Annotated in this window: 19 protein-coding genes; 2 read left to right on the top strand and 17 right to left on the bottom strand. The window is 71.3% G+C overall.

Annotated elements, in window-relative coordinates:
* Positions 1 to 259: 259 nt before the first annotated feature.
* The 13 genes from EDF47_RS14930 to EDF47_RS14875 form a co-directional block, all read right to left on the bottom strand.
* On the bottom strand, positions 260 to 1,450 hold the full coding sequence (locus tag EDF47_RS14930) for an ABC transporter permease (RefSeq protein WP_243692484.1): 1,191 nt from the start codon (positions 1,448 to 1,450) through the stop codon (positions 260 to 262).
* Positions 1,447 to 2,169: an ABC transporter ATP-binding protein gene (locus tag EDF47_RS14925; protein ID WP_131847068.1), complete on the bottom strand. Its 723-nt coding sequence runs from the start codon at positions 2,167 to 2,169 to the stop codon at positions 1,447 to 1,449. The genes EDF47_RS14930 and EDF47_RS14925 overlap by 4 nt, the downstream gene beginning before the upstream one ends.
* A complete protein-coding gene (locus EDF47_RS14920; RefSeq protein WP_133937473.1) occupies positions 2,166 to 3,227 on the bottom strand; it encodes a peptidoglycan-binding protein in 1,062 nt (353 codons plus the stop codon). The genes EDF47_RS14925 and EDF47_RS14920 overlap by 4 nt, the downstream gene beginning before the upstream one ends.
* Positions 3,224 to 3,769, bottom strand: a complete 546-nt coding sequence (locus tag EDF47_RS14915) for a hypothetical protein (protein WP_133937475.1) — start codon at positions 3,767 to 3,769, stop codon at positions 3,224 to 3,226. Before EDF47_RS14915 ends, EDF47_RS14920 begins: the two co-directional genes overlap by 4 nt.
* Before the next feature lie 47 nt (positions 3,770 to 3,816).
* Positions 3,817 to 4,983: an ATP-binding protein gene (locus EDF47_RS14910; RefSeq protein WP_132100709.1), complete on the bottom strand. Its 1,167-nt coding sequence runs from the start codon at positions 4,981 to 4,983 to the stop codon at positions 3,817 to 3,819.
* Positions 4,980 to 5,633, bottom strand: coding sequence for a response regulator transcription factor (locus tag EDF47_RS14905; protein ID WP_123937429.1), 654 nt, complete (start codon positions 5,631 to 5,633; stop codon positions 4,980 to 4,982). Before EDF47_RS14905 ends, EDF47_RS14910 begins: the two co-directional genes overlap by 4 nt.
* Positions 5,634 to 5,639: 6 nt before the next feature.
* Positions 5,640 to 5,762 carry a hypothetical protein gene (locus EDF47_RS20365; RefSeq protein ID WP_260154542.1) on the bottom strand — a complete coding sequence of 41 codons (123 nt, stop codon included), beginning with the start codon at positions 5,760 to 5,762 and terminating at the stop codon, positions 5,640 to 5,642.
* Positions 5,763 to 5,817: 55 nt separating this feature from the next.
* The gene (locus tag EDF47_RS14900; RefSeq protein ID WP_132100710.1) at positions 5,818 to 6,372 is read right to left on the bottom strand and encodes a DUF2231 domain-containing protein; all 555 of its coding nucleotides are present in this window, start codon (positions 6,370 to 6,372) and stop codon (positions 5,818 to 5,820) included.
* A gap of 89 nt (positions 6,373 to 6,461) precedes the next feature.
* Complete coding sequence (locus EDF47_RS14895; RefSeq protein ID WP_131921346.1) at positions 6,462 to 8,630, bottom strand: AAA family ATPase; 2,169 nt, start codon at positions 8,628 to 8,630, stop codon at positions 6,462 to 6,464.
* 53 nt (positions 8,631 to 8,683) lie between these two features.
* Positions 8,684 to 10,084 carry an MFS transporter gene (locus EDF47_RS14890; protein ID WP_131881224.1) on the bottom strand — a complete coding sequence of 467 codons (1,401 nt, stop codon included), beginning with the start codon at positions 10,082 to 10,084 and terminating at the stop codon, positions 8,684 to 8,686.
* A 115-nt stretch (positions 10,085 to 10,199) separates the two neighbouring features.
* On the bottom strand, positions 10,200 to 10,487 hold the full coding sequence (tatA, locus tag EDF47_RS14885) for a twin-arginine translocase TatA/TatE family subunit (RefSeq protein ID WP_123293839.1): 288 nt from the start codon (positions 10,485 to 10,487) through the stop codon (positions 10,200 to 10,202).
* 171 nt (positions 10,488 to 10,658) lie between these two features.
* The gene (locus tag EDF47_RS14880; RefSeq protein ID WP_132100711.1) at positions 10,659 to 12,155 is read right to left on the bottom strand and encodes a sugar transferase; all 1,497 of its coding nucleotides are present in this window, start codon (positions 12,153 to 12,155) and stop codon (positions 10,659 to 10,661) included.
* A gap of 112 nt (positions 12,156 to 12,267) precedes the next feature.
* Positions 12,268 to 14,979, bottom strand: a complete 2,712-nt coding sequence (locus EDF47_RS14875; RefSeq protein WP_132100712.1) for a glycoside hydrolase family 2 protein — start codon at positions 14,977 to 14,979, stop codon at positions 12,268 to 12,270.
* Positions 14,980 to 15,235: 256 nt separating this feature from the next.
* On the opposite strand from EDF47_RS14875, the gene EDF47_RS14870 reads away from it, so the two are divergent.
* Entirely contained in the window at positions 15,236 to 15,655 is a 420-nt protein-coding gene (locus tag EDF47_RS14870; protein WP_131847075.1) for a pilus assembly protein CpaE, read from the top strand.
* A 78-nt stretch (positions 15,656 to 15,733) separates the two neighbouring features.
* Here EDF47_RS14870 and EDF47_RS14865 read toward each other — a convergent pair whose 3' ends face one another.
* Positions 15,734 to 19,954, bottom strand: coding sequence for a hypothetical protein (locus EDF47_RS14865; RefSeq protein ID WP_132100713.1), 4,221 nt, complete (start codon positions 19,952 to 19,954; stop codon positions 15,734 to 15,736).
* A 90-nt stretch (positions 19,955 to 20,044) separates the two neighbouring features.
* On the opposite strand from EDF47_RS14865, the gene EDF47_RS14860 reads away from it, so the two are divergent.
* Positions 20,045 to 20,875 (top strand): aldo/keto reductase, encoded by an 831-nt coding sequence (locus tag EDF47_RS14860; RefSeq protein ID WP_131847077.1) that lies wholly within the window; start codon positions 20,045 to 20,047, stop codon positions 20,873 to 20,875.
* An 85-nt stretch (positions 20,876 to 20,960) separates the two neighbouring features.
* Here EDF47_RS14860 and EDF47_RS14855 read toward each other — a convergent pair whose 3' ends face one another.
* The 3 genes from EDF47_RS14855 to EDF47_RS14845 all read right to left on the bottom strand — a co-directional run bounded on the left by EDF47_RS14855 (position 20,961) and on the right by EDF47_RS14845 (position 26,814).
* Complete coding sequence (locus EDF47_RS14855) at positions 20,961 to 23,015, bottom strand: hypothetical protein (protein ID WP_133937477.1); 2,055 nt, start codon at positions 23,013 to 23,015, stop codon at positions 20,961 to 20,963.
* 99 nt (positions 23,016 to 23,114) lie between these two features.
* Positions 23,115 to 24,260: a class I SAM-dependent methyltransferase gene (locus tag EDF47_RS14850; RefSeq protein WP_123937420.1), complete on the bottom strand. Its 1,146-nt coding sequence runs from the start codon at positions 24,258 to 24,260 to the stop codon at positions 23,115 to 23,117.
* Between the two features lie 148 nt (positions 24,261 to 24,408).
* Positions 24,409 to 26,814, bottom strand: a complete 2,406-nt coding sequence (locus tag EDF47_RS14845) for a M60 family metallopeptidase (protein WP_133937479.1) — start codon at positions 26,812 to 26,814, stop codon at positions 24,409 to 24,411.
* Between the last annotated feature and the right edge of the window lie 22 nt (positions 26,815 to 26,836).

The raw sequence follows: 26,836 nt of genomic DNA, 5'->3' as shown, positions 1-26,836 counted from the left end.
ATGAAAGGTCGTTGCGTATTCGCAATAGAAGACCTTCCGAGAGCCCTTGTCAACCGTTGGATCGGTCCCTGTGAGCGGGTTCGATCCGCGTGTTTCCGGGGGATCACGGATGGCGAACAGATCGTCGCCAACGCTTGACGCGACTGGTCATGACCAGGCATGATCTGCGCCACGCGTCGACGGGGTGGACGGAACGACCGGGAGGCCCGGTACCGGTCCCGCAGACCGGCACCGGGCCTCCCGGATCACCACCACGGCCTCAGACGGCCGCCAGGGCGGACGTCGGTGGGATGCGCGCTGCGCGCGCGGCCGGGTACCACCCGGACACTCCGCCGATCACGACGGTCGCGCCGAGCCCGCCGCCGACGGCCCACAGCGGGATCGCCACCGGCCACCCCTGCGCCAGGGCGAAGGCGACCGTCACCCCGACCCCGATCACCACACCGGCCACCCCGCCCAGGAACGACAGCAGCAACGACTCGACCAGGAACTGGTCGCGGATGTTCCGCCGCCGCGCTCCGAGGGCTCTCCGCACCCCGACCTCGGCACGACGTTCCAGCACGGTGATCACCATCGTGTTCGCGACGCCGATGCCGCCGACGAGCAGCGCCACGCCGCCGATGCCGACCAGCAACCCGGTGAACGAGTCGTCGGTGGCGTCCTTCGCGGCGAGCGCGTCGGACGGTCGGGTCACGCCGACGTCCTGCGGGGACCCCGGGCTGATCGCATTCGCCAGGATGTCCCGTGCCGGTGCGACTCGCGACGGGTCGACGCGGGTGTAGACGGCGGTCGGCGCCCCGTCGAACCCGAGCTGCCGGGCGAGGCCGCGGGGGACGAACACCTGGCTGTCCAGGTCGTCGGCGAGCGCGATCGGCTCCAGGATCCCGACCACCTGCACCCACTGCCCGCCGATCCAGACGCGGCTGTCGGCACGGACCCGGTCGATGCCGAGTGCCGACGCGGCGGCCGCACCGAGCACCACCTGCGGCGGAGCCACGACCGAGTCATCGATCCAGCGCCCGGACCCGAGCTCGCCGCCGAGCACGCGCGGCACGTCGCCCCAAGCCGCCATCACGCCGATGCCCTTCGTCTCCGGCGGCGGGATGAACTCGTTGCGGTATACGGCCGCGTCGACCACGGTGCCGACCGCGGCAGCCGACTGCACGTCGTCCTGGCGGAGTGCCGACTCGAGTGCGGTGGACGGCAACGGCGGCACGTCACCGAACCCCTGGGCCTGCGTGGCGGTGAGCACGTTCGTGCCGAGGGCGTCGAGCACCTGGTCGAGCTTCGCCTTGCTCGACGACGAGATCCCGACGACGGCGATCATCGCGGCGATGCCGATCGCGATGCCGAGCGCCGACAGGACGACACGGCCGGGTCTGGTGCGCAGCCCGAACACCCCGAGCCGGAGCAGGTCAGCGGCACCCAACCGTGCTCGCACGCCGGTCACCGGCCGCCACCGATGGCAGCGGCGATGTCCCCAGCCGGCCCGACCGCCGAGTCGTGCTCCACCAGACCGTCACGCATCCGGACCTGCCGCGGCAACGAGGCTGCGAGGCCCAGGTCGTGCGTGATGACGAGGACCGTGGTGCCGGTGGCGTTCAACGCACGCAGGAGCGTCACGATCGCCGCACCGGAGGCGGAGTCCAGCGCGCCGGTCGGCTCGTCGGCGAGCAGGATCGTGGGGTTCCCGACGATCGCGCGGGCGATGGCCACGCGCTGCTTCTCACCCCCGGAGAGCTGGGTCGGGCGGTGGTCGGTGCGGTGCCCGAGGCCGACTCGTTCCAGGGCCTCGTGGGCGCGTCGGCGCCGTTCACGTCGCCCGGTCGCCGAGTACAGGAGCCCGTCGGCGACGTTCTCCGCCGCGGTGGCACCGGCCTGCAGGTGGAACTGCTGGAACACGAAGCCGACGTGCTCAGCTCGCAGCGCGGACAAGGCGTTGTCGGACATGGTCGCGACGTCGTTCCCGGCGATCGACACCGAGCCCTGCGTGGGACGGTCGAGGGTCCCGACGATGTTGAGCATCGTGGACTTGCCGGACCCGGACGGACCGACGACCGCGACGAGCTCCCCGGCGGCGACGTCGAGCGTCACCCCGCGGAGCGCGCCGACGTCGCCGTAGGTCTTCGTGACCTCGCGCAGGGCGAGGACCGGCCCCGTGCCGCTCATCCCGGCACCACCACGCGGTCGCCTTCCGCGACGTTCCCGGTGATCGCGATCCGGCCGTCGGCGATGAACCCGGGGGTCACGGGAACCCGCTTCGTCGTGCCGTCGCGCCGCACCACGTCCACCGCGTACGCGCCGTTCCCCGTCGTCACGAGTGCCGCGACCGACACGGAGAGGACGTCCTTCTCGGTGGCTCCCGCGGCGTCGATCTGCGCGGACGCCGCAGCGGGCAGCCGTCGCGAGCCGGGGTCGAACGCGACGGACACGTCGACCTTGGACCCGGCGTCGTCTCCCGAGCTCGGTTGGACGTCGGTGACCTCGCCCGTCATCGGTGCCCCGGCGCCGTTGATCCGGACCCGCACCTCCGTGCCGACCGCGAGCCGTTCGGCGTCGCGCTGGGAGACGGTGGCGACGACGATGCGCTTCGTGCTCGTGACGGAGAGCACGTCGCCGCTCCCTCCCTCCGCCGGCTGGCCGAGCTTCCCGTCGACGGTCGCGACACGCACGTCCCCGTCGACGAACGCGATGTCCGCCGAGGTCAGCACGCCGGTGACCTCCTGCCCCCGGTCCTCCTGCCACTGCCGCACGGCGCGCTGCGTCCGCGGGCCGAAGGAGTCGTCCTGCGCGACGTCGTACCCGAGCGCGGCGAGGTTGTCGTTGAGCTGCTGCACATCGGTGCCCGTCAGCCCGCGTTCGAGCGAGCGCCACATCGGCACCGTGCCGTGCATCGCCCGCACCCCGCGCTCGTCGACCGCGTACAGGAACTCGTCGCTCCTGATGACCTGCCCGGGCGCGGGGAGCCAGGTCAGCGTGCCCGAGGCGGCGCCGGGGACCCCGGTGGCCGTGCCGTACCCGAGGGTCCCGGCGAACACCTTCGAGTCCGTCAGGTCGCCCTTCGTGACCGCGGCGGTCGGGTGCTGCTGATTGCCGGAATCGGCTGCTGCCGAGGACGGCGCGGCCTGCAGGTCGATGAACGCCCACGTGCCAGCACCTGCGGCGAGCACCGCGACGAGGCACGCGCTCGTGACGAGCGCTCGACGCCTGGTCAGGACGGTGGTCACGGCTGCACCGTCGTGTTCGAACCGGAGCTGCCGCCCTTGCCCAGGACCTCGTCGAAGCACGTCGACGACGCGTCCTGGAACGCGTCCTGGTCGTCGGGCCGGTACGTGGACATCGCATCGTCACCGTCGGGGTAGTCGGCGAACCCGTTCTCACGGATGCACTCCGCGATCTGCTTCCGCTGTTCCGGCGTCCCGGCGGGCTTCGCCGCCTGGAACCCCTCACCGGCTCCGGCGTCGCCCATGCACTCCTGCAGGTCCGCCTTCCACTGTTCGTCGTCGATGCCGTCGGGAGCCGACAGGGACAGGGTGCTCCCATCCGACGACGGATCCGGCATGTCGTACCCGTGGTCACGCATGCAGGACGCGAGCGAGGCCCCGGCCCCCTTGCCGCCGCCCGAGGCCGTGTCGGTCGAGTCGGTCGACGGCGCTCCGGAACAGCCGGCGAGGAGGCCGGGCAGGAGCACGACGGCTGCGGCGACGGCGACGATGGTGGTGGTGGTGGTGGTGGTGGTGGTGGTGGAGTGTTTCGTGGATGGCTTCATGGGACCAGCACAGCGGACCCGGTGTTTCGTCCCCGGTACGCGTGGGGTCACACCGACGAAACGTCGATGCGCAGGCCGCCCTCACGGCGCGCGGTGACGACGAGTCGCCACCCGTGCGCGTGCACGATGGACGCGACGATCGACAGGCCGAGGCCGCTGTGCCGACCGCCGGATGCGACCTCGGGGCAGCGTCGGAACGGTTCGACGAGCAGTGGCGCGACCTCGTCCGGCACGACCGGCCCGGAGTTCTCCACGACGAGGCCGTCACCGCGCGTGGTGACGCGGACGAAGCCGCCGGCTTCGTTGTACTCGACGGCGTTGCCGACGAGGTTGACGAGCAACTGCCGGACGAGCATCGGCTCACCCGTGATGGTGGGTCTGCCAGGAGGCGCGGCTCGGCCCTCGTGGGTGATGGTCACGCCCGCCTCGTGCGCACTCCCGGCGGCTCCCGCGACGACCTCGTCGGCGATGGCCACGAGGTCGATCGACGTCCCGACGCCTGCGAGCCCTCGATCGGCCTCCGCGAGCACGAGCAAGGACTCGACGAGGTGCTCGGTGCGCCGGTTCTGCTCGAGCAGTTCCTCGCGCACCACTCGGACGTCATCGGCGCCGGCACCGTCGTGCAACCCGATCTGCATCGCGGCACGCTGGACCGCGAGCGGGGTCCGGAGTTCGTGCGACGCCTGCGCGACGAACCGTCGCTGGCTCTCGAACGCGGTCTGCAGCCGGTCGAGCAGGTCGTCGACGGTGCCGGACAACCGTCGGAGTTCGTCGTCCGGGCCCTCGAGTGCGATGCGTTCGTGCAGGTTCGACGCCGTGATCCGGTTCGCCGTCGCGGTGATCCGGTCGATCGGTCGGAGCATGCGCCTGCTCACCAGCCACCCGACGCCACCGGCGACGAGGCCCGCCCCGGCGATGCCGATCGCGGACCACTGCCACTGCTGCACGGCGACGAGCCGGACCACCGCGACCGTGGTGGAGGGTGGTGCGTCGTTCGCTGCCGAGCGCTCGCCGATCGGCACCGGCGAGGCGGTCACGAACGTCTCCGCCGGGGAGGCACCGCGGATCGCCGTCGTGTCGAGACCCGCACCGACCCCGGCCAGGGACATCACGTTCGAGAACACCACCACCCCGGTGGCGAGCGCCATCGCCGCGAGCGCGAACGTCAGCGCCGTGCGGGCCCGGATGCTCCAGGTCCGCCGGACCCGTCTCACAGCGCGTAGCCCTCGCCCGGGACCGTCCGGATCGGATCGGGGCGGCCGAGCTTCTTGCGGAGCTTCGACATCGTCACCCGTACGGCAGCGGTGAACGGGTCGATGTTCATGTCCCAGACCTTCTCGAGCAGTTCCTCGGCGGAGACGATGCGACCGTCGGCTCGCAGGAGCGCCTCGAGCACCCCGAGTTCCTTCGAGGTCAGGTCGAGCGGTCGGCCGTCACGGGTGACCATCCGACGGTTCGTGTCGAGGACGATCCCGACGCGTTCGAGCACGGGCGCGACCGGGGCCACGCTGCGCCGACCGAGCGCGCGCACCCGGGCGACCAGTTCCGGGTACTCGAAGGGCTTCGCGAGGTAGTCGTCCGCGCCGAGTTCGAGCCCGTTGACGCGGTCGGTCAGGGTCGCCGCCGCGGTGAGCATGAGGATGCGGGTCAGGCTGCCGCGCGATGCCAGCCGACGTGCGACCTCGTCGCCGTGCACCCCTGGGACGTCACGGTCGAGCACCACGACGTCGTAGTCGTTCACCGCCAGCAGTTCGTCGGCGTCGTCGCCGCGGTAGGCGACGTCGACGGCCATGTCCTGCCGCGACAGGCCCTTCGCGACGAGGTCGGCGAGGGCTGCTTCGTCGTCGACGACCAGGACCCGCACGGCTGGTCACGCGGCGGTGAGGTCGAGTGACACGACCCCCGCCGCCTCGTCGATGTGGACGATGAACTCGAGGCCGCCGCGGGCGGGAAGGCCGGTCAGGGGAACGGTGTCGGTGCTGAGTCGATCCATGGGTCGAGCATTTCACGTACCGCGTTTCGTCCACATAACGTTTCCGTATCAGTGGTCACGCGTCGAACGGCACCTCACCGTGGTCGCTCACGCCAGCGCGCTGGCGGTAGGCCAGGTGTCCGCCGAGGTACCCGCCCACCCCCACGACGCCGAGCGCGGCGAACCCGAGCAGCTTGCCGGCGCCGTGGTTGCCGTTCTTGCGCTGCCACCACGACAGGCCGTACAGCGAGATGCCGACCCAGTTGACGGCCTGGTGCACCCATCCCGTGCGCAGCTGCTCGCGGTCGAGTTCGGACCAGTCCCCGTACCCGGCGAGGCTCGCACTGCCGGAGGACACGAGCCCGACGCCGACGAGGGTCTTCGCGGCCTTCGCGTTGCCCTTCCCGCCGAACACGTCGAGCACGGCGGCCGAGATCCAGGCCCCGAGCGGTACCTGCACCATGAGCGGGTGCAGCGGGTGCCCGAACGGCACACCGTGCAGCAGTTGCCGCAGGGCCTTCGGCCGGGCGAGGGCGTTCACGACCGAACGGTCGATGTCGACGGCCTTGTCGAGCACGCTCGCGTGCTCGACGGTGTCGGTGAGGCGACGGATCGCGCGGATCTCAGGCATGCCCTGCAGCCAACCCGGGAGGCCCGTGCCGGGTCCCAGGAACCGGCACCGGGCCTCCCGTCGGTCACCCCACCCACCGCGGCCGCCGCCTACTCCTCGACGACCTCCGCCAACTGGAACGGCTCGACGGTCAGACCGTCGCCGTCCTCGGCGACGTCCACCCGGACGGTGTCGCCGTCGCGGACGTCACCGGACAGGATCGCGCGCGCCAGCTTGTCGTCGATCTGCCGCTGCATCAGCCGGCGGAGCGGCCGCGCACCGTAGAGCGGGTCGTACCCGCGCTCGGCCAGCCACCCGCGCGCCTCCGGCGTGACCGCGAGTTCGAGCCGGCGGTCGGTCAGGCGACGGGCGAGCCGGTCGACGTACAGCGACACGATCTGGCCGAGGTCGTCGGCCGTCAGGGCCTGGAACACCACGATGTCGTCGAGACGGTTGATGAACTCCGGCCGGAACGCCTGCTGCACGAGCTCGCGCACGGCGTCCTCGCGCTGCTCGTCCGTCAGCGTCAGGTCGGTCATGAACTGCGAGCCGAGGTTCGACGTCAGCACGAGGATCGTGTTCCGGAAGTCGACCGTGCGCCCCTGCCCGTCCGTCAGCCGGCCGTCGTCGAGCACCTGGAGCAGCACGTCGAACACCTCGGGGTGCGCCTTCTCGATCTCGTCGAGCAGGATGACGGAGTACGGGCGACGCCGGACGGCCTCGGTGAGCTGCCCGCCGGACTCGTAGCCGACGTACCCGGGCGGGGCGCCGATCAGCCGCGAGACCGAGTGCTTCTCGCCGTACTCGCTCATGTCGATGCGGACGAGGGCCTTCTCGTCGTCGAACAGGAACTCCGCGAGCGCCTTGGCCAGCTCGGTCTTGCCGACGCCGGTCGGTCCGAGGAACAGGAACGATCCGGTCGGACGGTCCGGGTCGGAGATGCCGGCGCGGGTGCGGCGAACGGCCTCGGACACGGTGTTCACGGCGGTGCGCTGCCCGATGATCCGGCGGCCGAGCTCGTTCTCCAGGTGCAGGAGCTTCTCGGTCTCGCCCTGCAGCAGTCGACCGAGGGGGATGCCCGTCCACTGCGCGATCACGGCGGCGATGTCCTCGTCGGTGACGCTGTCGTTCACCATGCGGTCGGCGGACTCGGCCTGCTCGGCGGCCGCGAGCTCCGCTGCGATCCGGGGCTTCTCGGCGTACTCCAGGCGCGACACCGTCGCGTAGTCGGCTTCGCGCTGGGCACGCTGGCTGCGCATGTTCAGGTCGTCGAGCTGCTGCTTCAGCTCACCGATCCGGTTCAGGCTCGCCCGCTCGGCCTGCCAGCGCTGCTCGAGCTCGCCCAGTCGTTCCTCGCGCGTGCGGAGTTCGTTCCGCAGGGTCTCCAGCCGGGCCTTCGAGGCGTCGTCCTTCTCCTGCTTGAGCGCGAACTCCTCGACACGCAGCCGGTCGACGTTGCGCTTCAGTTCGTCGATCTCGACCGGGCTGGAGTCGATCTCCATGCGGAGCCGGCTGGCGGCCTCGTCGATCAGGTCGATCGCCTTGTCGGGCAGCTGGCGGCCGGAGATGTACCGGTTCGACAGGCTGGCCGCAGCGACGAGCGCCGAGTCGTTGATCGTCACCTTGTGGTGTGCCTCGTAGCGTTCCTTGAGCCCGCGGAGGATCGCCACGGCGTCCTCGACGCTGGGCTCGCCCACGTAGACCTGCTGGAAGCGTCGCTCGAGGGCGGCGTCCTTCTCGATGTACTCGCGGTACTCGTCGAGCGTCGTCGCCCCGATGAGCCGCAGTTCGCCGCGCGCGAGCATCGGCTTGAGCATGTTCGAGGCCGCGACGGACCCTTCGCCGCCGCCGGCGCCCATCAGGGTGTGCAACTCGTCGATGAACGTGATGACCTGGCCGTCGGAGTCGTTGATCTCCTTGAGCACGGCCTTGAGGCGCTCCTCGAACTCGCCGCGGTACTTCGCGCCCGCGATGAGCGAGGAGATGTCGAGCGAGACGAGCCGCTTGTCCTTCAGTGAGTCGGCGACGTCACCGGCGACGATGCGCTGCGCGAGCCCCTCGACGACGGCGGTCTTGCCGACCCCGGGCTCGCCGATGAGCACGGGGTTGTTCTTGGTGCGGCGGGTGAGCACCTGGCTGACGCGTCGGATCTCGGAGTCGCGTCCGATGACCGGGTCGAGCTTGCCGCTGCGAGCGATCGCCGTCAGGTCGACGCCGTACTGCTCGAGGGCGGTCTTCTGTCGCTCTTGCGAGTCAGGAGCACCCTGGAGGTTCGCCATGCGTTCCGTCCTTTCGTTGCGGTGGTGTTGTACTTGAGTCTACTGCACTCAACTTACGTCGGCGCCGGGAGATTCCGGATCCCGACGGCGCTGACGACCGCGCCGGCCAGCAGGAGGACGGCCATCACGACGACCGCCCGGTGCAGGCCGGCGACGCTCATCTCGCCGCCGAGGACCACGCCCGCGAGCGCCACCATCACCAGGCCGGCGATCCGCGCGATCGCGTTGTTCACCGCCGACCCGACGCCGGCCTCGGACTGCGGCACCGACCCGAGCACGGCGCTGGTCAGCGGTGTCACCATGAGCGCGATCCCGAACCCGATGAGCACGAGCCCGGGGAACACCGCGATCCAGTACCCGTCCGGCTGCGCACCGACCAGCAGCATCAGGAGCGCACCGACCGCTGCCACCGCCGGGCCCGCGGCCATGAACCAGCGCGGCCCGAACCGTCCCGCCAGCCCGCCCACGGCCGAGGACACCAGCAGCAGGACCACCGTCGGGGGCAGCGTCGCCAGGCCGGCGAGCCAGGCCGGGAACCCCCAGACCTCCTGCAGGAACAGGGTGACCACGAAGAAGACCATGCTCAGGGCGCCGTAGATCGACAGGGTGGCGAGGTTGCCCACCGCGAAGTTGCGGGCCCGGAACAGCGCGAGCGGCACCAGCGGCGAACCGGTCGTCCGGATCACGTGGAGTTCCCACGGCACGAAGGCCCCGAGTGCCAGGGCACCGAGCACGAGCGCGGTGACCACCACGGGCGCGCCCCACCCGAGCCGCTCCTGCTCGATGAGCCCGAGCACCGCCCCACCGACCCCGACGACCGCCAGCACGGCGCCGACCACGTCGATGCGCGGTCGGATCGCGGGGTGTACGTCACCGGTGATCCGCAGCACGAGCGGGATCGTCACGGCGATCGGGACGGCGGTCAGCACGAAGATCCACCGCCAGCCGATGCTGTCGACCACCATCCCGCCGAACACGGGTCCGAGGATCGTCGACGCGCTCGACCAGGCGGTCCACGTGCCGATCGCCTTCGACTGCGCGGCCCCGCGGAACGCCGCCACGATGAGGGCGAGCGCGCTCGGGGTCACCAGGGCGCCGCCGACACCCTGGAACGCCCGCGAGACGATCAGGAACTCCCCCGTCGGGGCGATCGCACACGCAACCGAGGCGATCCCGAACACGACGAGCCCCCACGTGATGATGCGCACCCGGCCGAACACGTCCGACAGTGATCCGGCGACGAGGATGAGCGAGCCGAGCGTCACCAGGTACGCGTCCACGGTCCACTGCTGCACGACGAGTCCGCCGCCGAGCTCCTGTCGGATCGCGGGGAGCGCCACGTTGACGACGCTCGAGTCGAGCCCGACGACGAACGACGACAGGATCGCCACCACGAGCACGGTGCGCCGGTCGTCCCGGAGCGGCGCGGTCGCGCGGGGTGCGGCAGTGGTCATGTGCTCATCCTGCGCCCCCTCGGACCGCTGCGCGCCCCGCACGACGAAGCCCCCGCGACCGATGTGGTCGCGGGGGCTGCCGACAGGACGGGGCTGGGTGTCCTGAGCTGGTGTTCTAGCGCCGGGAGTCGGTGTTCGGCTGCGCGCTCGGGCCGGGGTTCAGGATCGGACCGGCGGCGGGCTCGGCGGGAGCGTTCGGCACGGTGCTGGTCGGGGCCGCGGTGTTCTGCACCGTGGTGTCGCCTGCCTGAGCCTTCTTCTCGTCGTCGGTCATCTCCTTCTTGAAGATGTTGATCGACTGCCCGAGGCCCTTGGCGAGCGCCGGGAGCTTCGTCGCGCCGAACAGCAGGATGACGATCCCGAGGATGATCAGCAGGTGTACGCCGCCGAGGTTTCCGAGCATCATGACTCCTTGATCTGGAACTGGTCGCCGTTCGCAGGTCTTCTTCGACCCACGCGGCGGAAGTCCGTGTTCTCCCCATCGTAACTCTCCCGCTCCCCGATGCCCAGGCCGAGGACCGGAACGGACACCGTTCGCACAGGGAAGGCGCCGGGCCGATCCGCCGCAGCACCCTCAGTAAGCGCCGCGCGACCGGAGCACCGACGGCACCGTCCGGGCGAGGATCACCAGGTCGTGCAGGAACGACCAGTTCTCGACGTAGTGCAGGTCGAGCCGCACACCCTCGGCCCAGTCCAGATCCGATCGGCCGCTGACCTGCCACAGGCCGGTGATCCCCGGGGTGACCAGGAGTCGGCGGTCGGCGAAGTCCTGGTACAGGGCGACCTCGCGCGGGAGCGCCGGGCGGGGTCCGACCAGGCTCATCGAACCGGTGAGCACGTTCCACAACTGCGGCAGCTCGTCGAGCGACGTCTTCCGCAAGAACGCCCCGACGCGGGTGACGCGGGGGTCGTCCTTCACCTTGAAGAGCGGGCCCGCACCCTCGTTCACTGCCTGGAGTGCGGCCATCCGCGCTTCGGCGTCGACGCACATCGTGCGGAACTTCAGGATCGAGAACTCCGCGCCCCCACGGCCCACACGGGTCTGGCGGAAGAACACCGGACCGCGGTCGTCGAGCCGGATGACGAGCGCGATCACCGCGAGCACGGGCGCAAGCAGCAGGAGACCGAAGCCGGCTCCGACGACGTCGAGCAGACGCTTGCCCGTGCGACGGCGGTAGTCGGGGGTCTCCACGTGCATCAAGGGCAGGCCGTCGACGGGACGCTCGTGCACGCGACCTGCGGCGATGTCCGCGAGGGGCGACGACACGACGAGCTCGACGCCGTGCTCCTCGAGTTGCCACCCGAGGCGGCGCAGTCGCTCGTGCCCGCCGCGTACGGCGCCGGCGACGACGACCGCCGAGACTCCCTCGGAACGAGCCAGCGCGAGGACGTCGTCGATCCCGCTGACCACCGGGACGGACGCCGAACCGAGGTCGATCGTCGCGCCCACCGGCTCGCAGTCGGTCACGACCGCGCGGACCCGGTACCCGGCGCTGGGCGTCGCGGCGATCCGTCGCCCGACGTAGCGGACGTCCTCGGTGTCACCGACGATCAGGACGTCCTGCAACCGTTGCCCGCGAGCACGACTGCGCGCCAGGACGGTGCGGACGGCCTTCCGCCCGACGGCGAGGAAGAGGAGCCCGAGCGGGAAGGCGATGGCCACGTACCCCCTGGCCAGGTCGAGCTGCGCGGCGTACGCCACGACCGCCACCACGGCGACGGCGACCAGACTCGCGGTGACGAGGCGGCGGTACTCGTCACTGCCGATGCCGGCGATGCGTGGGTCGCGGGTGCGGAACATCGACAGCAGGGCCATCCAGACCAGGATGATCACCGGAGCCGTCGCGAACTCGATCCAGCCGGCCTGGGGTCGCACGGCCGACAGCTCCCAGGGGAAGCGCACGACGTGGGCGACCGCGAACGCCAGGACCAGCAGTCCGACGTCCAGCAGGGCAACGGCGGGGGCGAAGCCTCGGCGACCACCCGCGGGTGCCGACGGCGGCGCGGTGGTCGGTGCGGCGGCGGGGGGAACGGTGATGGCAGCGGTGGGTGGGCGCATCGCGAGCGACATGGTGGGGTCCTCCTGTCGACCGGGCCGACGGGAGGTCGACCGGACGCCGGAGTCGTCGGGTCACGACAGCGAGCGGCGCACCACCAAATATATCACTGTGTCGTTCTGTATATCAATGTTCGAGCGCGCGGTCCAGGCTCCACAGGACGGGTTCGGCACGGAGCGCCGGGATGTCGGCCTCGGTCACGCCGGTGAGCCGGAAGGTCACCCGCTCCCCGGGCAGCAGGGTCATGAACCCACGGTCCACCGCACCGGCCGCGGTCACCCGGTCGGGCTGCACGAGCAGGTCGCGGACGAGCGTCTCGGCTTCGACGGTCAGGTCGAGCCCGCCGTCGACGGGTGTGAACGAGGTGCGGTACCGCGCGGGTTCCCACCGCACGTCGACGTCGGGGCCCGGTGTCCAGACCGCCCGACGCCAGTCCATGTCCGCCACGATGAGCTCCCGCGCGGGGTCGTCGACCACGCCGACGGACTCGGGCAGGGCGACGACGGCGACCCCGGCGGACGACAAGCGCACGGGCAACGACGCCTCGGCCAGGATCGTGCCGGCCGTGGTGACCCGTCGCACGCGCACCACGCTGTCGTGGCCGCCGCGCGTGGACCGGACGGCGACCTCGACGGGCGAGGACCCGAACGCACCGGGCGAGACGCCGAGGGACAGGGTGTCCGCCACGTCGCCCAGATCAGCCGTCTCGCCTGCGGAGGCCGAGTGGCCGGGGTGATCTGGGCCTCCCGTCCGATCCGCACCAGACGCGACCGGTGAGACGGGCGACGACGCCGGCGAAGCAGCCGGCCCGGAGACGGCGGACGGCGCGACCGCCACCCGCGACACGGGACGGATCGTCAGCAGGACGTCGTCGTACAACCGACGCAGCTCGTGCGCGAGCGGCTTCAGCCGCCCCGCCGAGTCGATCGCCGACCACGACGACACCGGCCACAGGTCGTTGAGCTGCCACATCACCACGCCCGTGTTGCGCGGCCAGTGGGTGCGCCAGTGCTCGACGCCCGTCGCGATGGCCCGAGCCTGCTGCAGCTGCGTCAGGTAGTGCCACGCATCGAACGAGAAGGGCTCCGTGCCGAACCGGGGCTCGATGCCGCGGGCCAGCTTGCCCATCCCGTCGGCAGCCTTCTGGTGGTGCACGACCCCGGGTGCGTCCTGCGACAGCACCTCGTCCGCGACCCCGTCCCGCAGCGTCCGCCAGGCGGGCGGCGCCTGCCAGCCGAACTCGGACACGAACCGCGGCACGGATCCGCGGTAGGCGGTGTCGGGCAGGCGGTTCCAGGCGTCCCACGAGTGGTGCGTCTCGTGGTCGACGTCGTTCGCGGGCAGCGACTCGGCGCCCGACCACGGCGAGGCCACGGTGTAGAAGCGCGACGGGTCGACCGCGTCGACGATCGTCGGCAGCAGGTCGAGGTAGTAGTCGAGGCCCCAGCCGCGGTCACCGAGCGAGTCCGCCCAGCCGTCCACGTCGTGCAGCCAGATGTTCTCGTTGTTGCCGTTCCACAGCACCAGCGAGGGGTGCCGCGCGAGGCGGGCGACGTTGTCGCGGGCCTCGGCGATGACCTCGCTGCGGATCGGTTCGACCTCCGGGTACGCCGAGCACGCGAACGGGAAGTCCTGCCAGACGAGCAGGCCGAGCTCGTCGCAGACCTCGTAGAAGTCGCGCGACTCGTACACACCGCCGCCCCACACGCGCACGAGGTTCGTGCCGAGCGAGGCCGCCGCGGTCAGACGGGACTGCAGGCGCGCGCGGTCGACGCGCGAGATGATCACGTCGTCGGGGATCCAGTTCACCCCGCGCACGTCGATCAGCGTCCCGTTGACGTGGATGCCGAAGGGACGACCCATGTCGTCCACCTGCGTGTCGATCCGCGTCGACCGGAAGCCGGTGCGGAACGTGTCGCGGTCGAGCACCTCGCCGTCCACCGTCTGCAGCTCGACGACCACGTCGTACTGCGCCTGCGCGCCGTAGCCGCGGGGCCACCAGCGCAGCGCCTCGGGCACGCGCACGGTGACGACGGTCTCGTCGTCCTTCGGTGTCAGCTGCGCCCGCGACCGCTGCCGCGTCGGCGTGCCGTCCTCCTTCAGGCCGCTCACGGTCACGACGAGCACCAGGTCGTCGTCCTCGCCGTCCTGGTCCAGGTCGTTGAGGCCGGAGCGCTCGACGGTGATGTGGGCGTCGAGCACGCCCTCGCCGGCCTCGACGTCGACGAGCGGGCGGACCTCGCGCAGCCGCGCGGTCGACCACCGCTCGATCGCGACCGGTCGCCAGGGACCGCTCGTGACGGCGGTGAGCCCCCAGTCCCAGCCGAAGTTCGAGGCGTTCTTGCGGATGTACGGGAACGGCTCGTCGTACGGGCCCGGCATGCTGCCGGCCTTCGCGGCGACCCGACCGGCCTCGCGGTACGGCGACTCGAACAGGATCTCGAGGTCCTTCGTCGTCGCGCCGGACCCGGTCTGCACGCGCGCGTCGAAGCGGTAGCGGCGGTGCATGTTCCGGGTCGTGCCCACGACGACGCCGTCCAGGCTCAGTTCGGACACCGTGTCCAGGCCGTCGCAGACCAGGTCGACACGCTCGTGGCCGCGCGGGTCGACGTCGACCGCGGTCCGGTAGGCCCAGTCGGCCCGGCCGACCCACTTCGCCGCCTGCTCGTTCAGGTGGAAGGTCGGGTCCGGCAGCAGGCCCTCCCGCTCCAGGTCGGTGTGCACCTGCCCCGGCACCGTCGCCGGGATGCTGCGTCCCGCGACGCCGTCCGGCGCGCCGGTTCCTCCGGCCATGGTCACGGTCCAGCCGTCGCGGAGTTCCTCGCGTTCGAGGGTCATGCAGGTCCTTCTCTTCGGCGGACGGGGTGTCCGTCGCCTCGGTCGGGACGCCGGCCGGTGGCCCGCCCCGTGGCCGGTTGGTCGGCCTGGAGGCGCGGCACCGGTTGCCCGGGCGTCGTCACGTCGCGCGCGCGATCGGGTGGCGCTCGCGCGTGGGGGTGCTCGGCGATGCTAGTACGGGATGCTTTCGGCAACCTACGTGGTGACAGCGCGACTTCGTGGTGACAGCGCGGTCTCGCGCGTGCAGGGTGGGGAGGTGATCACCGTTGCACTCGCCAGGACCCTCCGCGACGCCGGCCTGCGCTGGCACCCCGAGACGGGCGACCGCTTCGTCATCGACAAGCCCGAGGTGGACGAGGACGTCTACACCGTGTCCGAGATGACCGTCGAACGACACGACTCCCCCACCGGCACGATCCTCGGCTTCAACGGGACGACCGAGTGGGCGCTCGACTCCGTGACCGCGTCGGAGTCGCTCTGGCTGCCGCGTGAGGACCAGTTGCGCGAGCTCCTCGGTCCGTCGTTCATCGGGTTGACCCGGGTGTCGGTGAACGGCCGGATCGTCTACACGGTCACCGCGACGATCGGCGGTGCTGACCGCAGCTTCGCGTCCGAGGTCCCCGCGATCGCCTACGGCCAGGCGCTGCAGGCGTACATCGCCGCTGCGCTGGAGTGACGGACCGCCCCTGTCCCTGGGCTGGGACAGGGGGCGGTCCGTGTTGGCTGCGCTGTGTCGTGCCGGCGCCGCTGCGCGTCAGACCTGGCGGTCGTCCGGGCGGCGCTGGCGGCGCCAGAGCAGCAGGACCGCTCCGGCGAGCAGGAGCACGATCGTCGCGGGGACGCCCATCGCGAGGACGGTCGATCCGGTGAACGCGAGTTCCACCGGCGCGGCGGAGGGCTTCTCGGCGGCGGGCACGGGCTGCGGCTCGGCGTGCAGCTTCGTGTGCACCTCGAGCGAGAACACCCAGACCGGCTTCGTCGACGCCGCGGCGGTGGTCACGCCGAACGTCGCTGGCGTCGCGGTCTGCCCCGTGCTCGCAGCACCCGGCTCCTCGGTCGTGGCACCGTCGGCGCGCGTGACCTGGCCGGCCACCTGACCGGTGATCGCGGCCTCGCCGGTCGCTGCTTCTTCCTCGGTCACGACGTGCGCGTCGCTCTCGCACGTGGCACGCTGCCCCGGCTCGACCGTGGACTCCTCGCAGGTCACCGCGGGCATGCCCTCGGCCTGCTGCAGGTCGTGCACCGCGAGGTTGCCGGTGTTGAGCACCTCGTAGCGGACAGACACGCGGTCGCCCGGGCGCAGCACGTGGTCATCGGCGACGACCTTCGTGCTGCCGTCGGTTCCGTGCAGCACCGGCTCGGCGGACAGGTCGAGGGCGCTCTTCGCCGTCAGGCCGACCTGGACCTCGTCGCGCGAGGTGACGGAGTCTCCGGCGGGACCGGTCGCGTCGAGCACCGCTGCGACCGTCACTGTGCCGTGGTCGACGTCCGCCTGGGTGAGCACGTACTGCGGGGTCGTGCAGTCGATCGACGCACCCGGTGCGACACCCTCGCCGACGCACTCGACCGGTAGACCGGCGAGTTCGACGACCTCGGCGCGGGTCCCCGTCAGCGTGACGTTCCCCGCGTTGGTGGCGCGGATGCCCACGCTCACGTGGTCACCGGCGCGCGGCGCCTCGTGCTCGGACTCCGCCAGGTGCGCGGTGACCTGGACCTGCACGCCCGGGGCGCGCTCGATCGCAGTGCCGGCCTTCGCGCCGGCAGTCACGGTCTGGTCGTCCGGGCCGACGGCCGCTGCGGTGAGGGCGAACTGCACCTTGCCCGCGTCGACGTCGCCCTGGGTGAGCGCGTACTCCGCCGCTGCGCAGTCCGCCGAAGCACCGGGAGCGACCCGCTCGGCGGGGCAGGCGACCGTCGTGCCGGCCCGCTCGTCGACGATGCCGCTCAGGTCGTGCACCGTGACGTTGCCCGTGTTCGTGATCGACATGCGGACCGATGCCGTGTCGCCCGCGGTCGGGGCTCCGTGGTCGGTGTCGTCGAGCGCAGCCGTGGCCGTCGTCGTGATCGACGGCGCTCGCACGATCGAGAGTGTCGTGTCGGCACGGGCCTCGACGCGCTGACGGTCGGCACCGGTCGCTGCGCTCGACAGCACGAACCGGACGGCACCGCTGTCGACGTCGCTCTGGGTGAGGGTGTACTCGGACACCTCGCACGTCACCGCGGCGCCCGGGGCGAGATCGTCGTCCGGGCAGTCGACCTCGAGGCCCGCACGGTCTTCGACCTTGCCGCGGATGCCCGTGACCGTGACGTTGCCGGTGTTCCGGATCGTCATCGTGACCGTCGCGGTGTCGCCGGCCAGGGGGACCTCGTGCTCGTTCGCACCGAGGACGCTCGTCGCCGACACGGCGATGGCCGGCGCGCTGACGAGCTCGACCGCCACGGTGTCCGATGCCTGGGCACGCGAACCGCCGGGGCCGTTCGCGTTGACCGTGAGCGCGAAGTCGACGGTGCCGGCGTCGATCTCGTCCTGCGTCAGGACGTGGTCGCCGACGGAGCAGGTCGCCGCGGCGCCGGGGGCGAGCGCACCCTCGGCGCACTCCACGTCCAGGTCGAGGCCGTCCACCTCGGCAGCGAGGCCCCGCAGGGTGGTGTTGCCGGAATTGCGCGCCGAGACGGACAGCTCGACGTGGTCACCGGCCTTCGGCGCGCGGGACTCGTCGGCCAGGCCGGCGGTCGCGGTCGCGACGATGCCGTGCTGGCGGTCGACGGTCACCGACGCAGAGTCCGAAGCAGTCACGCGACGGTCGTCGGGTGCGGTGGCGGTCGAGGTCAGGGCGAACCCGACCGTGCCGGCGTCGATCTCCCGCTGGCTCAGGGTGTGGTCCGGAACGGTGCAGTCGACGCTCGCGCCGGGTGCGAGCGGGGAGGTCGGGCAGGAGACGGGCATGCCGTCGCGGTCCTCGACCTCGGCGGCGACGTCGCGGAGCGTGACGTTCCCGGTGTTGCGTACGGCGACGCTCAGCGTGACCTCGTCACCGGGAGCGGGGGTCTTGCCGGCGGTGTCGAGCGCCGGGGTGACGGTCGTGGCGAGCGCGGGGGCCTGGGCGACCGTGGTCTGTGCGGTCCGGGCGTCACCACGGACCGGCTGACCGGCGGCGTCGACTGCGGTCATCGTGGCGACGAACGTGACGGTGCCGCGGTCGACGTCGTGCTGCGAGACGGGGTGCGAGCCCTCGACGGCGCACTCGATGGACGCGCCGGGCGCGAGGCGGGTCGGCGGGCACGCGACGGTCATGCCGGGCTCGTCGGCCACGGTCACCGCGAGGTCGCGGATCGAGACGTTGCCCTCGTTGGTCACCGTCACCGTGAGCCCGATGTCGTCACCGACCGCGGGGGCACCGCCCCGCGCGACGGGCGTGATGGCGAGCAAGGCGCGCGAGGTGGTGCTCGAGGTGGGGACGGTGGCGGTTGCGCTGGCCGTCACGGCCTGGCCGGCGCGCGATCGTGCAGAGACCGTGGCGGTGTCGTCGATCGAGCCGTGGTCCAGGTCGTCCTGCGTGACCGGGCGGGGAGCGGTCGCGCACGCGGCGGATGCTCCGGGGGCGAGCTGCCGCACGTCGCAGTCCGCGTCGCCGTTCGGGCTGGTCAGCGTGACGTCCCGCACCAGGACGTTGCCGGTGTTGTCGACGGTCGTGCGGAACGAGACGGTCTCGCCGAGGTCGGCGACGGCGTCACCGTTGCCGCCGGACAAGACGGCCTGGTCGGTGACGCGCAGCTCGTTCACCTCGGGGGCGAAGGTGATGCTCGCCGAGCCGGTCGGCAGGTCGACGCCGGTGCGCTCGGTCACGGCGTCTGCACCGATCGTGTACGTGCCGGGAGCCGAGGCGCTGACGTCGAACGTCACCGTGCAGTCCGGTGCGTCGATGTCCAGGTCGCCCGACGCACCGATGGTCGTGGCATCTGCCTCGACGTCGAGGTCCGCCGCGGCGCAGGTGGTCGCGACCTTCGGGTCGGACGCGACGCTGAGGCCTTCGGGCAGCGCCTCGGCGAAGGACCAACCGGGCTTCGAACCGTGCTCGCTCGTGTTCACGACGCGCGCCGTCATGCGCGCGGTGTCCCCGACGATCGGGGCGCCGGAGAACTCGTTCGCCAGGGTCGGGGTCGAGTCGACGATCGTCACTCGGTCGATCGCGCCGTCGTTGCCGCTGTAGGACGACTGGGCGTTGCGGAGACGCCATCGCAGGGTGTCGCCGGAGAAGAGCACGCCGCCGTTCGAGACGAACTCGCCGCCCTTGTACGTGTTGCCGCCCGCGGTGAAGGTGCTCGAGCGAGGGTCGTTGCAAGGGTCGAGGGGACGCTCGGACACCGGGTGCTCGGCAGATCCGTCCACCAGCAGGAAGTCGAGCAGCGGGTGGTCGAACCCGACACAGCTTCCGGCGGCGGCGCTGACACCGAACGACACGAAGCGTCCGGTCTGCCCGAGCGAGAAGTCATCGCGCGACTCGATCTGAACGGCGTTCCGCGGCAGGTTGCGCGACGCGGTCCAAGCACTCACGACGTGGTTGGTCTCCGGGTCCTCGCCGGTGATCTGCCCGAGGACCGACCCGAGCTGCTTGAGCTGGGGGTTGGCGTCGCAGGATGCCATGTCGGAGCTGCTGGCGCTCGTGACGATGCCGTTGCACTCAGCGGCGTTGATCCACGCCGGGTCGGCCGTGTAGGTCTCACCGTTCGCGCCCTTGTACGCGTTCAACAGCACCGGCGTCGTCGTTACGCCGTTCTCGAAGTCCTCGACGAACAGGATCGTGGAGTCGGCGGCAGAGTCGGTCCGTGCGGATCCGGCGTCGGCCGCGGGGGCCGGGACTGCCGTGGCGGCGAGCGGGGTGGCGAGCGCGGCGACCAGGCCGGCCGCGGTCGCCACGGCGGCGACGCGCGGCGCGGTGCGCGCACGAGGGCGTCGTGAAGCGTGTCGGTTCATCACGCCAGAATACCAATATTCTGCATTTGACTTGAACGGTCCTGGGAGCGAGCGGAATGCCTGGGAGCTGGTCGGGTGTTGTCTGGACTCATGACCGTTCCGAACATCACCCTGAACGACGGCAAGACCATCCCGCAGCTCGGCTTCGGCGTCTTCCAGATCGACCCCGCGTCGACCAAGGAAGCGACGCTCACAGCGCTCGAGGTCGGCTACCGCCACATCGACACCGCCGAGATGTACGGCAATGAGAAGGAGGTCGGCGAGGCCATCGCGTCGTCCGGCATCCCGCGTGACGAGATCTTCGTCACCTCGAAGCTCAACAACGGCTTCCACGACCCTTCGGCAGCTGCCGAGAACGGCAAGAAGTCAGCTGACCTGCTCGGCGGCTACACCGACCTGTTCCTCATCCACTGGCCGCTGCCCACCGTCTCGGACTTCGTGCCGACGTGGAAGGCGCTCGAGGAGCTCTACGCCGCTGGCACCTCCCGCTCGATCGGCGTCAGCAACTTCCAGGCCCACCACCTGCGCCGCCTGCGTGCCGAGACGGACGTCCCGCCGGCCGTGAACCAGATCGAGGTGCACCCGTACCTGACCCAGGACGAGCTCCGCGCCGTGAACAACGAGCTCGGCATCGCGACCGAGGCCTGGTCCCCGATCGCCCAGGGCCTCGTGCTCGACGACGAGACCATCACCCGCATCGCCGGCGCCACGGGCAAGAGCCCGGCGCAGGTCGTGCTCCGCTGGCACATCCAACGCGGCGACATCGTGTTCCCGAAGTCGGTCACGCGTGCCCGCGTCGAGGAGAACTTCGCGATCTTCGACTTCGAGCTCTCCGACGAGGACATGACGGACATCACGACTCTCGACAAGGGCCACCGAACGGGTCCGGACCCGGACACGTTCGACTACGTCCCGGCCTGATCGCTCGGAACACACGACGAAGCCGCCCGGGGAGACCCGGGCGGCTTCGTCGTCTCCGTCGCGTCCGGAGTCGTACCGGTGTGGATCAGGCGTCGGCGTCCGGGCCCACCTCGAGTCGGCGACGTCGAAGCGTCAGGAGCACGCCACCGGCGGCCGCGAGCCCCAGGCCGAGGACCGCTGCGACGAGCACCCCGTCGGAGCCCGTCCACGCGAGCCGGTCCGGTCCGCCGGACGACGGTCCGCCGACGGTCGACGCGTTCTGGGGACCGTCCCCGGGCCCAGCGGCGGAACCGGCACCCGGTACCGCGGTCGGATCGGCCGTCGGCCCCGCGGTCGGCGCCGTGGTCGGATCCGGCGTGGGTTCCGCCGTCGGCTCCGGCGTGGGCCCCGGCGTCGGGTCGACCGCACCGGCCTCGATCTCCACCCGGAGCTCGGCGGACGCGACCTGCCCGGCGTTCGACGTGATCTCGTACCGCACCGGCGACGCGACCCCGCTGAAGCCGTCCTCGGGCGTGAACGTCACCCGCCCGGCGTCGTCCACGACGTACGTGCCCTCGCCCGGAACGCGCAGCTGTTTGCCGTCGTCGGACAGCTCCGCACCGTCGAGTCCCTCGTCGGTGAGCCGCAGCGAGCCGAGGTCGGCACCGCTGCCGTCGAGCGCGTCGTTCCCCACGACGTCCACGACCACGGGTTCACCCTGCTGTCCGGTCGCAGCGTCATCCGAGGCGACGGCGTCCGGCAGCACGACCCCGAACGCGATCGTGTCCGTGTTGTTCGTCAGGTCGACGTCGCTCACCGAGCCGTCCCGCGCGACCGCGGCCCGCCCTTCGTCGAACCGGCCGGTGGTGAAGTCGGTGACACTCTCCACCGGCGCCGAGTACGTCCCGCTCCTCGTGGTCGCCGGCACGGTCCCGCGGGCCAGCAACTCGATCTGTCCTCCGGGTGGCGCCGTCCAGTCGGTCGCCACGACTCCTGCGCCCTGATCGGCACCGCACGACGCGCCGCCCGTGGCCTCGCACGACCAGGTGACGTCCTCGAGCGGGAGCGCATCGATCAGTGCCGTCGTCCGCGCCACTGCGTCGGCGGGCCCACCGATCGTGGCCGGCCCGTCGTTGACCGATCGGACGCGGAACGACACGTCGTCGCCTGAGGTCACCGGCCCCTCGGTGTCCACTGACGCCGTGGTCACGACGTCAGTCGGCTGCGTGGCCCGCACGTTGCGGATCTCGTGGAACTCGGCCCGCCCGCCGGTCGACGCACTGAACCCGAAGCGCATCTGGTCGGGCAACGCCGTCGCCGGCAGGTCGGTCGAGATCAGGTGGTGCAGCTCCGCCGGCTCCGAGCCGACGGGGGTGGCGTCTGACATCGTGACGATGGCCGTGATGCCACCGGCGTCCCGGGGCACGACGTCGACCTTCACGTGCCGGTAGGTCGCCGTCTCGGCGTCGACGCCGCGGTCCTCGAGGAACCCGTCGCCGCGGTTGCCCGTCGTCGCCAGCACGGGGTAGCACTCAGCCTCGGCCCCGCGGACGGTGACGGCGTTCTGGATGAACTCCGGCAGCGCGAAGTTGCCGAACCGGTCGAACCCGACGCCGACGACACCGCCGTCCAGTCCTGCCGAGCAGGCGGACTTGCCGTCGAAGTAGCCGAGTCCGCCGCCCACGGGGCCGATGGAGTCGAGCGGCATCGCGGCGTCCTGCAGGAAGAACCCGATGCCGTCGGCGTACCCGGTGTCGGTGGGGCTCCACATCCGCTGGTCGAACTCGACGGTCAGTCCGTTGCTCGAGTCGTACGGCACCTCGTTGTACACCGCCGAGGCCATGTACTTGGCGTTGTCGGTCATCCGCAGCCACTTGCCCGCCGAGCCGTTCTCGACGATCGCGGCCTGCTGGTCGTTCGAGGCGATGCGAGCCCAACCCGACGGCATCGTGGTGCCGACGGGCAGGTCCACGAACGGATCGTGGACCGGGAACGGGTCGACGGCGTGGGCCGGTGGTGCATCTGCGACGACGCCCGCGCCGGCGACGAGCGCGCCCAGGGCGACCATCGGGACCAGCGCGACGGTGACGGCCGCGCGGGACGGACGGGCACGAGGCGGACGGGCCGGCGGTGGAAGAGCACGGGTGGAACGAGTGTGCATGGGAGTCCTCTCTGACGGTGCAGGAGACGACTGTGCACGGGCCGCGGAGTGGTCCGCAAGTATTATCCGTACGATATTCCGCGTTCGGTATGGCGGGCCTCAGTGCGGGGCAGCGACCGACGCCGTGACCGTGAACTTCGGGGTGCGCAGGACCTGCCGCGTCGGCCCGACCAGGCGCTCCAGTACCGGCCGGTAGCGCAGGTGCCCGTTCCACACGCACCACAGTTCGCCGCCGGGCTGCAGGACGGTGGCCGCGTTCCGGAACATCGCCTCGGCCGCGTCGGTGGTCACCGTGGTGTCCGCGTGGAACGGGGGGTTGCAGAGCACGAGCTGGGCGGACCCGGCGGCGAGCTCGTCCCCGGCGTCGGTGCGCAGTGCCGTCACCCGGTCAGCGACGCCGTTCGCCTCGGCGGTCGCCCGTGTGGACGCCACCGCGATCCGGGACACATCGGTCGCGATCACCTTGACGTTCGGCCGCCGCAGTGCGATCGCCGCGGCGATGACACCGTTGCCGGACCCGAGGTCGACGACGGTCCGCGCGGTCGGCACCGCGGCGTCCATCGCCTCGAGCAGCACCCGGGTGCCCTGGTCGAGCGAGGTACCGGCGAACACCCCGCCGTGCGCGACGAGCGTCATGCCGAGGTCGTCGACGTGCACCGATCTGGGCCAGGGATTGGTCGCGGCCGCACGGTTCGCCTGGGCACGCAACGGGTCCTGCGCGATGAGCAGGCGCGACTTCCCCCGCCCCCGCGAAGCCGTGACCTCGCCGAACGAGCGGCGCAGCACGTCGTTCTGCGACAGGTTCATGTACTTGACGTTGCCGCCGCACAGCAGCACGACGTCGGGAGCGGCGAACCGCGCGACGGCCCGGGCGATCTCGTCGAGGCGGTCGTGTGACTTCGACAGCCGCAGCACGACGAGCCGGACGTCGCGGAAGGCGTCTTCGAGCGAGTCCGGGTGGTGGAATCCGCGCAGACCGAACGTGCCAGCGTTGGCCTCGAGCGCGCGTTCCCCGACGAGCGAGTCCTGCACGACGCGGATGTCCGATGCGCCGTACTGCGTGATGAGCCCGAGGGTCAGGACTCCAAGACGGTCATCGACGACCGCCACCTCGCCGGGCTGCCGCAGGGCGTCCCCGTGCACGTGCGGCGCCTCGTCGATCAGGAACCGGTCGGTGCCGTCGATCGCGATGAGGTCCGGGGCGGTGTCGTCGCGGCGGCGGAAGAGGTCGGCGAAGTCTGGCACCGCGTCAGCGTACCCATCCCTCGACGGCGGACCTCGCAGCGGCGCGGACGACCGCGTCCAGTTCACGCGGACCAGCGTGCGACTGCACGTCGCCGCCCGAGCTCCACGACGGCAGGTCGGTCCGGGGGCGCTCCTCGTTGCAGAGGACTCAGCCGGTGGTGCCCTCCGCACGCAGCTCCAGCGACGAGTCGCCCGCGACCGCGTCGGCCGGGACACGGACGACCGGCTTCCAGCGAAGCGTCGAACCCGGGGGCATCGAGAACCCCGAACCCGTCTGCAGCGTGAACCGCATCGTCGTGCCGCCGTCGGCGAGCGTCCCGCCCCGCAGCACGAGGTTCGCGCTCGTCCGCCAGTCCTCGCCCGGCTTCCGGTACATGCCGGCGAGCGTCGACTGCCCGGGTGCGAAGGTCGTGCCGTCCGGACTGGTCAGCGTGATCGCCCCGGTGATCGTCGAGATCTGGGCGTGGACCTGCAACCCGGCCTCGACCTCGACGTCGGCGCCGCGGGTCAGGGCGGTCTTCGGGCCCTGCAGTCCGGACAGGGACTGCCACCCCGGGATCGCCTCGGGCGCGGTCAGGTGCAGTTTGCCGTCCGCGATCCGGAACGCCTGGGGCGCGCTCGAGTCCGAGATGAGCGAGTCGGAACGGTACGCGGCGAGGAGCGTCGGTTGCGCGTGCAGGACGAGCACGAACTCGCCGTCCGCGTACGGGCGGTCCCGGAAGGTCTCGTCGAGGACCTTGCCCGTCTGGTTGCCCTGCACCGTGCCCGTGGCGAGTACCGTGCCGTCCGCCGCGAAGTGCGTGACGGTCAGGTAGGCGTTCGATCCCCAGGACCAGTGCGCGTCGTAGGACGTGACCGCCCGCCACCGGAGTTCCTCGTTCCGCTGATCGAGCCACAGGTCGCCGACGACGCGGTTCGACGCCCCGCGCAGCACGATCGAGTCCCCGCCGACGGCCGCAGTCCTGACGACGATCGTGTCCTCGGCGCCGGTGTCGCTCCGGAGCTGCACGAGGAGCCGTCCGGTGTCGGTACCGACGGCATCGGCGACCGCTGCGGCGTCCACGGCGGTCGCGCTCCCTCGGCCGCTCGCGGTCCCGAGCCCGGTGACCGTCGGCGCGGCGACCACGTGCTCGCCGACTGGCACGGGCGACACTGCTCCGGTGACCACGCCGACCGGCGGGTCGTAGTCGGGGACGAGTCGTTCCACGATGCGGTGTCGTGAGTCGACGTTGTCCCAGATGGGCTCCCGCAGGTCGGGGAGCGCACCGATGACAGCGCGGGTCGCGTCCGACATCGGGAACCCGAGCTGGTCGTAGAACGGCGCGAGGTCGCGGTCGGCCACCCGCGAGGCGACCTCGACGAAGATCGCGTGCTTGTCGTCGATGGTCAGGGCGTTCACGTTCGTCTTCGCCGCCTCGGCACGCAGCGCCGCGAAGAACCTCGGCAGGTAGCCGTCGCCGAACGCGCGGCGCAGCTGTTCCCATGCCAGGAGCCGGACCCGGTCGTGGGCGCCTTCCCAGTCCCGGTCCGCGATCGGTGTGGTGAAGTACCGCTCGAGGAGCGGGATGCTCTCGTCCCACCGGCTCCCGAACCCGAGTCCGTCCTGCACGGCGAGCGCGGACAGGTTGGTGATGGTCTCCGCGGTACCCGGGAAGATGTTGATCGGAGCTTCGTAGGTGTGGCCGATCTCGTGCCACAGCCCCCACAGCCCACTCAACGGAAGCCGGAAGAGATCGGCGGCAGCACCGGTGCCGGTCTGGAACATGATGCGCGCGTTGCTCGCGTTGGCGTACCCGGCACCGGAGTCGGGTGAAGCGATGTGGATCCGGTGCGGGTACTTGTGCGAGGTCCCGACGGCACGCTCGTCGAGGCCGTACGTCTCGTTCGTGAGCTCGATCACCCGGTCCCAGTTCGCGGTGCGCTCCGCGAGGTCGGCACCGGCGATGGCCGTGCCGGTCTTCGGCTTCTGGAAGTCGCCGAAGATCCGGTTCGACACCACCTCGACGAACGGTGCATCGGCGAACCGCCGGAGGTCCGCTGCGAACGAGTCGGCGGTCGACTGGCCCCGGACGTAGGTCGGGACGGCAACACCACCGGCGATCGTGACCGTCGCTTCCCCGGTGTCCGCCGCGCTGACCATCGAGACCATCCCGTCGTGCGGAGCCGTGACACGGTTCACGCCAGCGGTCAGTCGCGTCTGCTGGTACCCGACATCGGCGCCCGAGTTGTGCGCCGCGTACGGGCCGATCAGCCCGATGGCGACGTCCATCGCCGGCGCACCGGTCGGTACCGACACGGTGACGACGTCGCCGGCGGCGACGAACCGTCCGGCAGGCTGCAGATCACTGTGCCGGAACCGCCGTCCCTCTGCTGTGGCCGCGGCCGCCGCATCACCGATGCCGTGCACCAGGACGCTCGTCGCGTCGCCGTTCGCCGAGTGCTCGATCACCGTCTCGTGGACGTCGACTCCGCCGGTTGCCGCTGCGGCGACCCCGCCACCGATGGCGAGTGCCGTGACGACGAGGACAGCAGGGAGGGCAGGAAACAATCGCATGCAGATATTTTACATGCGGTAT

The sequence above is a fragment of the Curtobacterium sp. PhB190 genome, from assembly GCF_004365385.1.
Lineage (GTDB): Bacteria > Actinomycetota > Actinomycetes > Actinomycetales > Microbacteriaceae > Curtobacterium.
The sequence above is the reverse complement of the archived record's forward strand: the minus strand, read 5'-3'. Positions and strand labels throughout refer to the sequence as shown.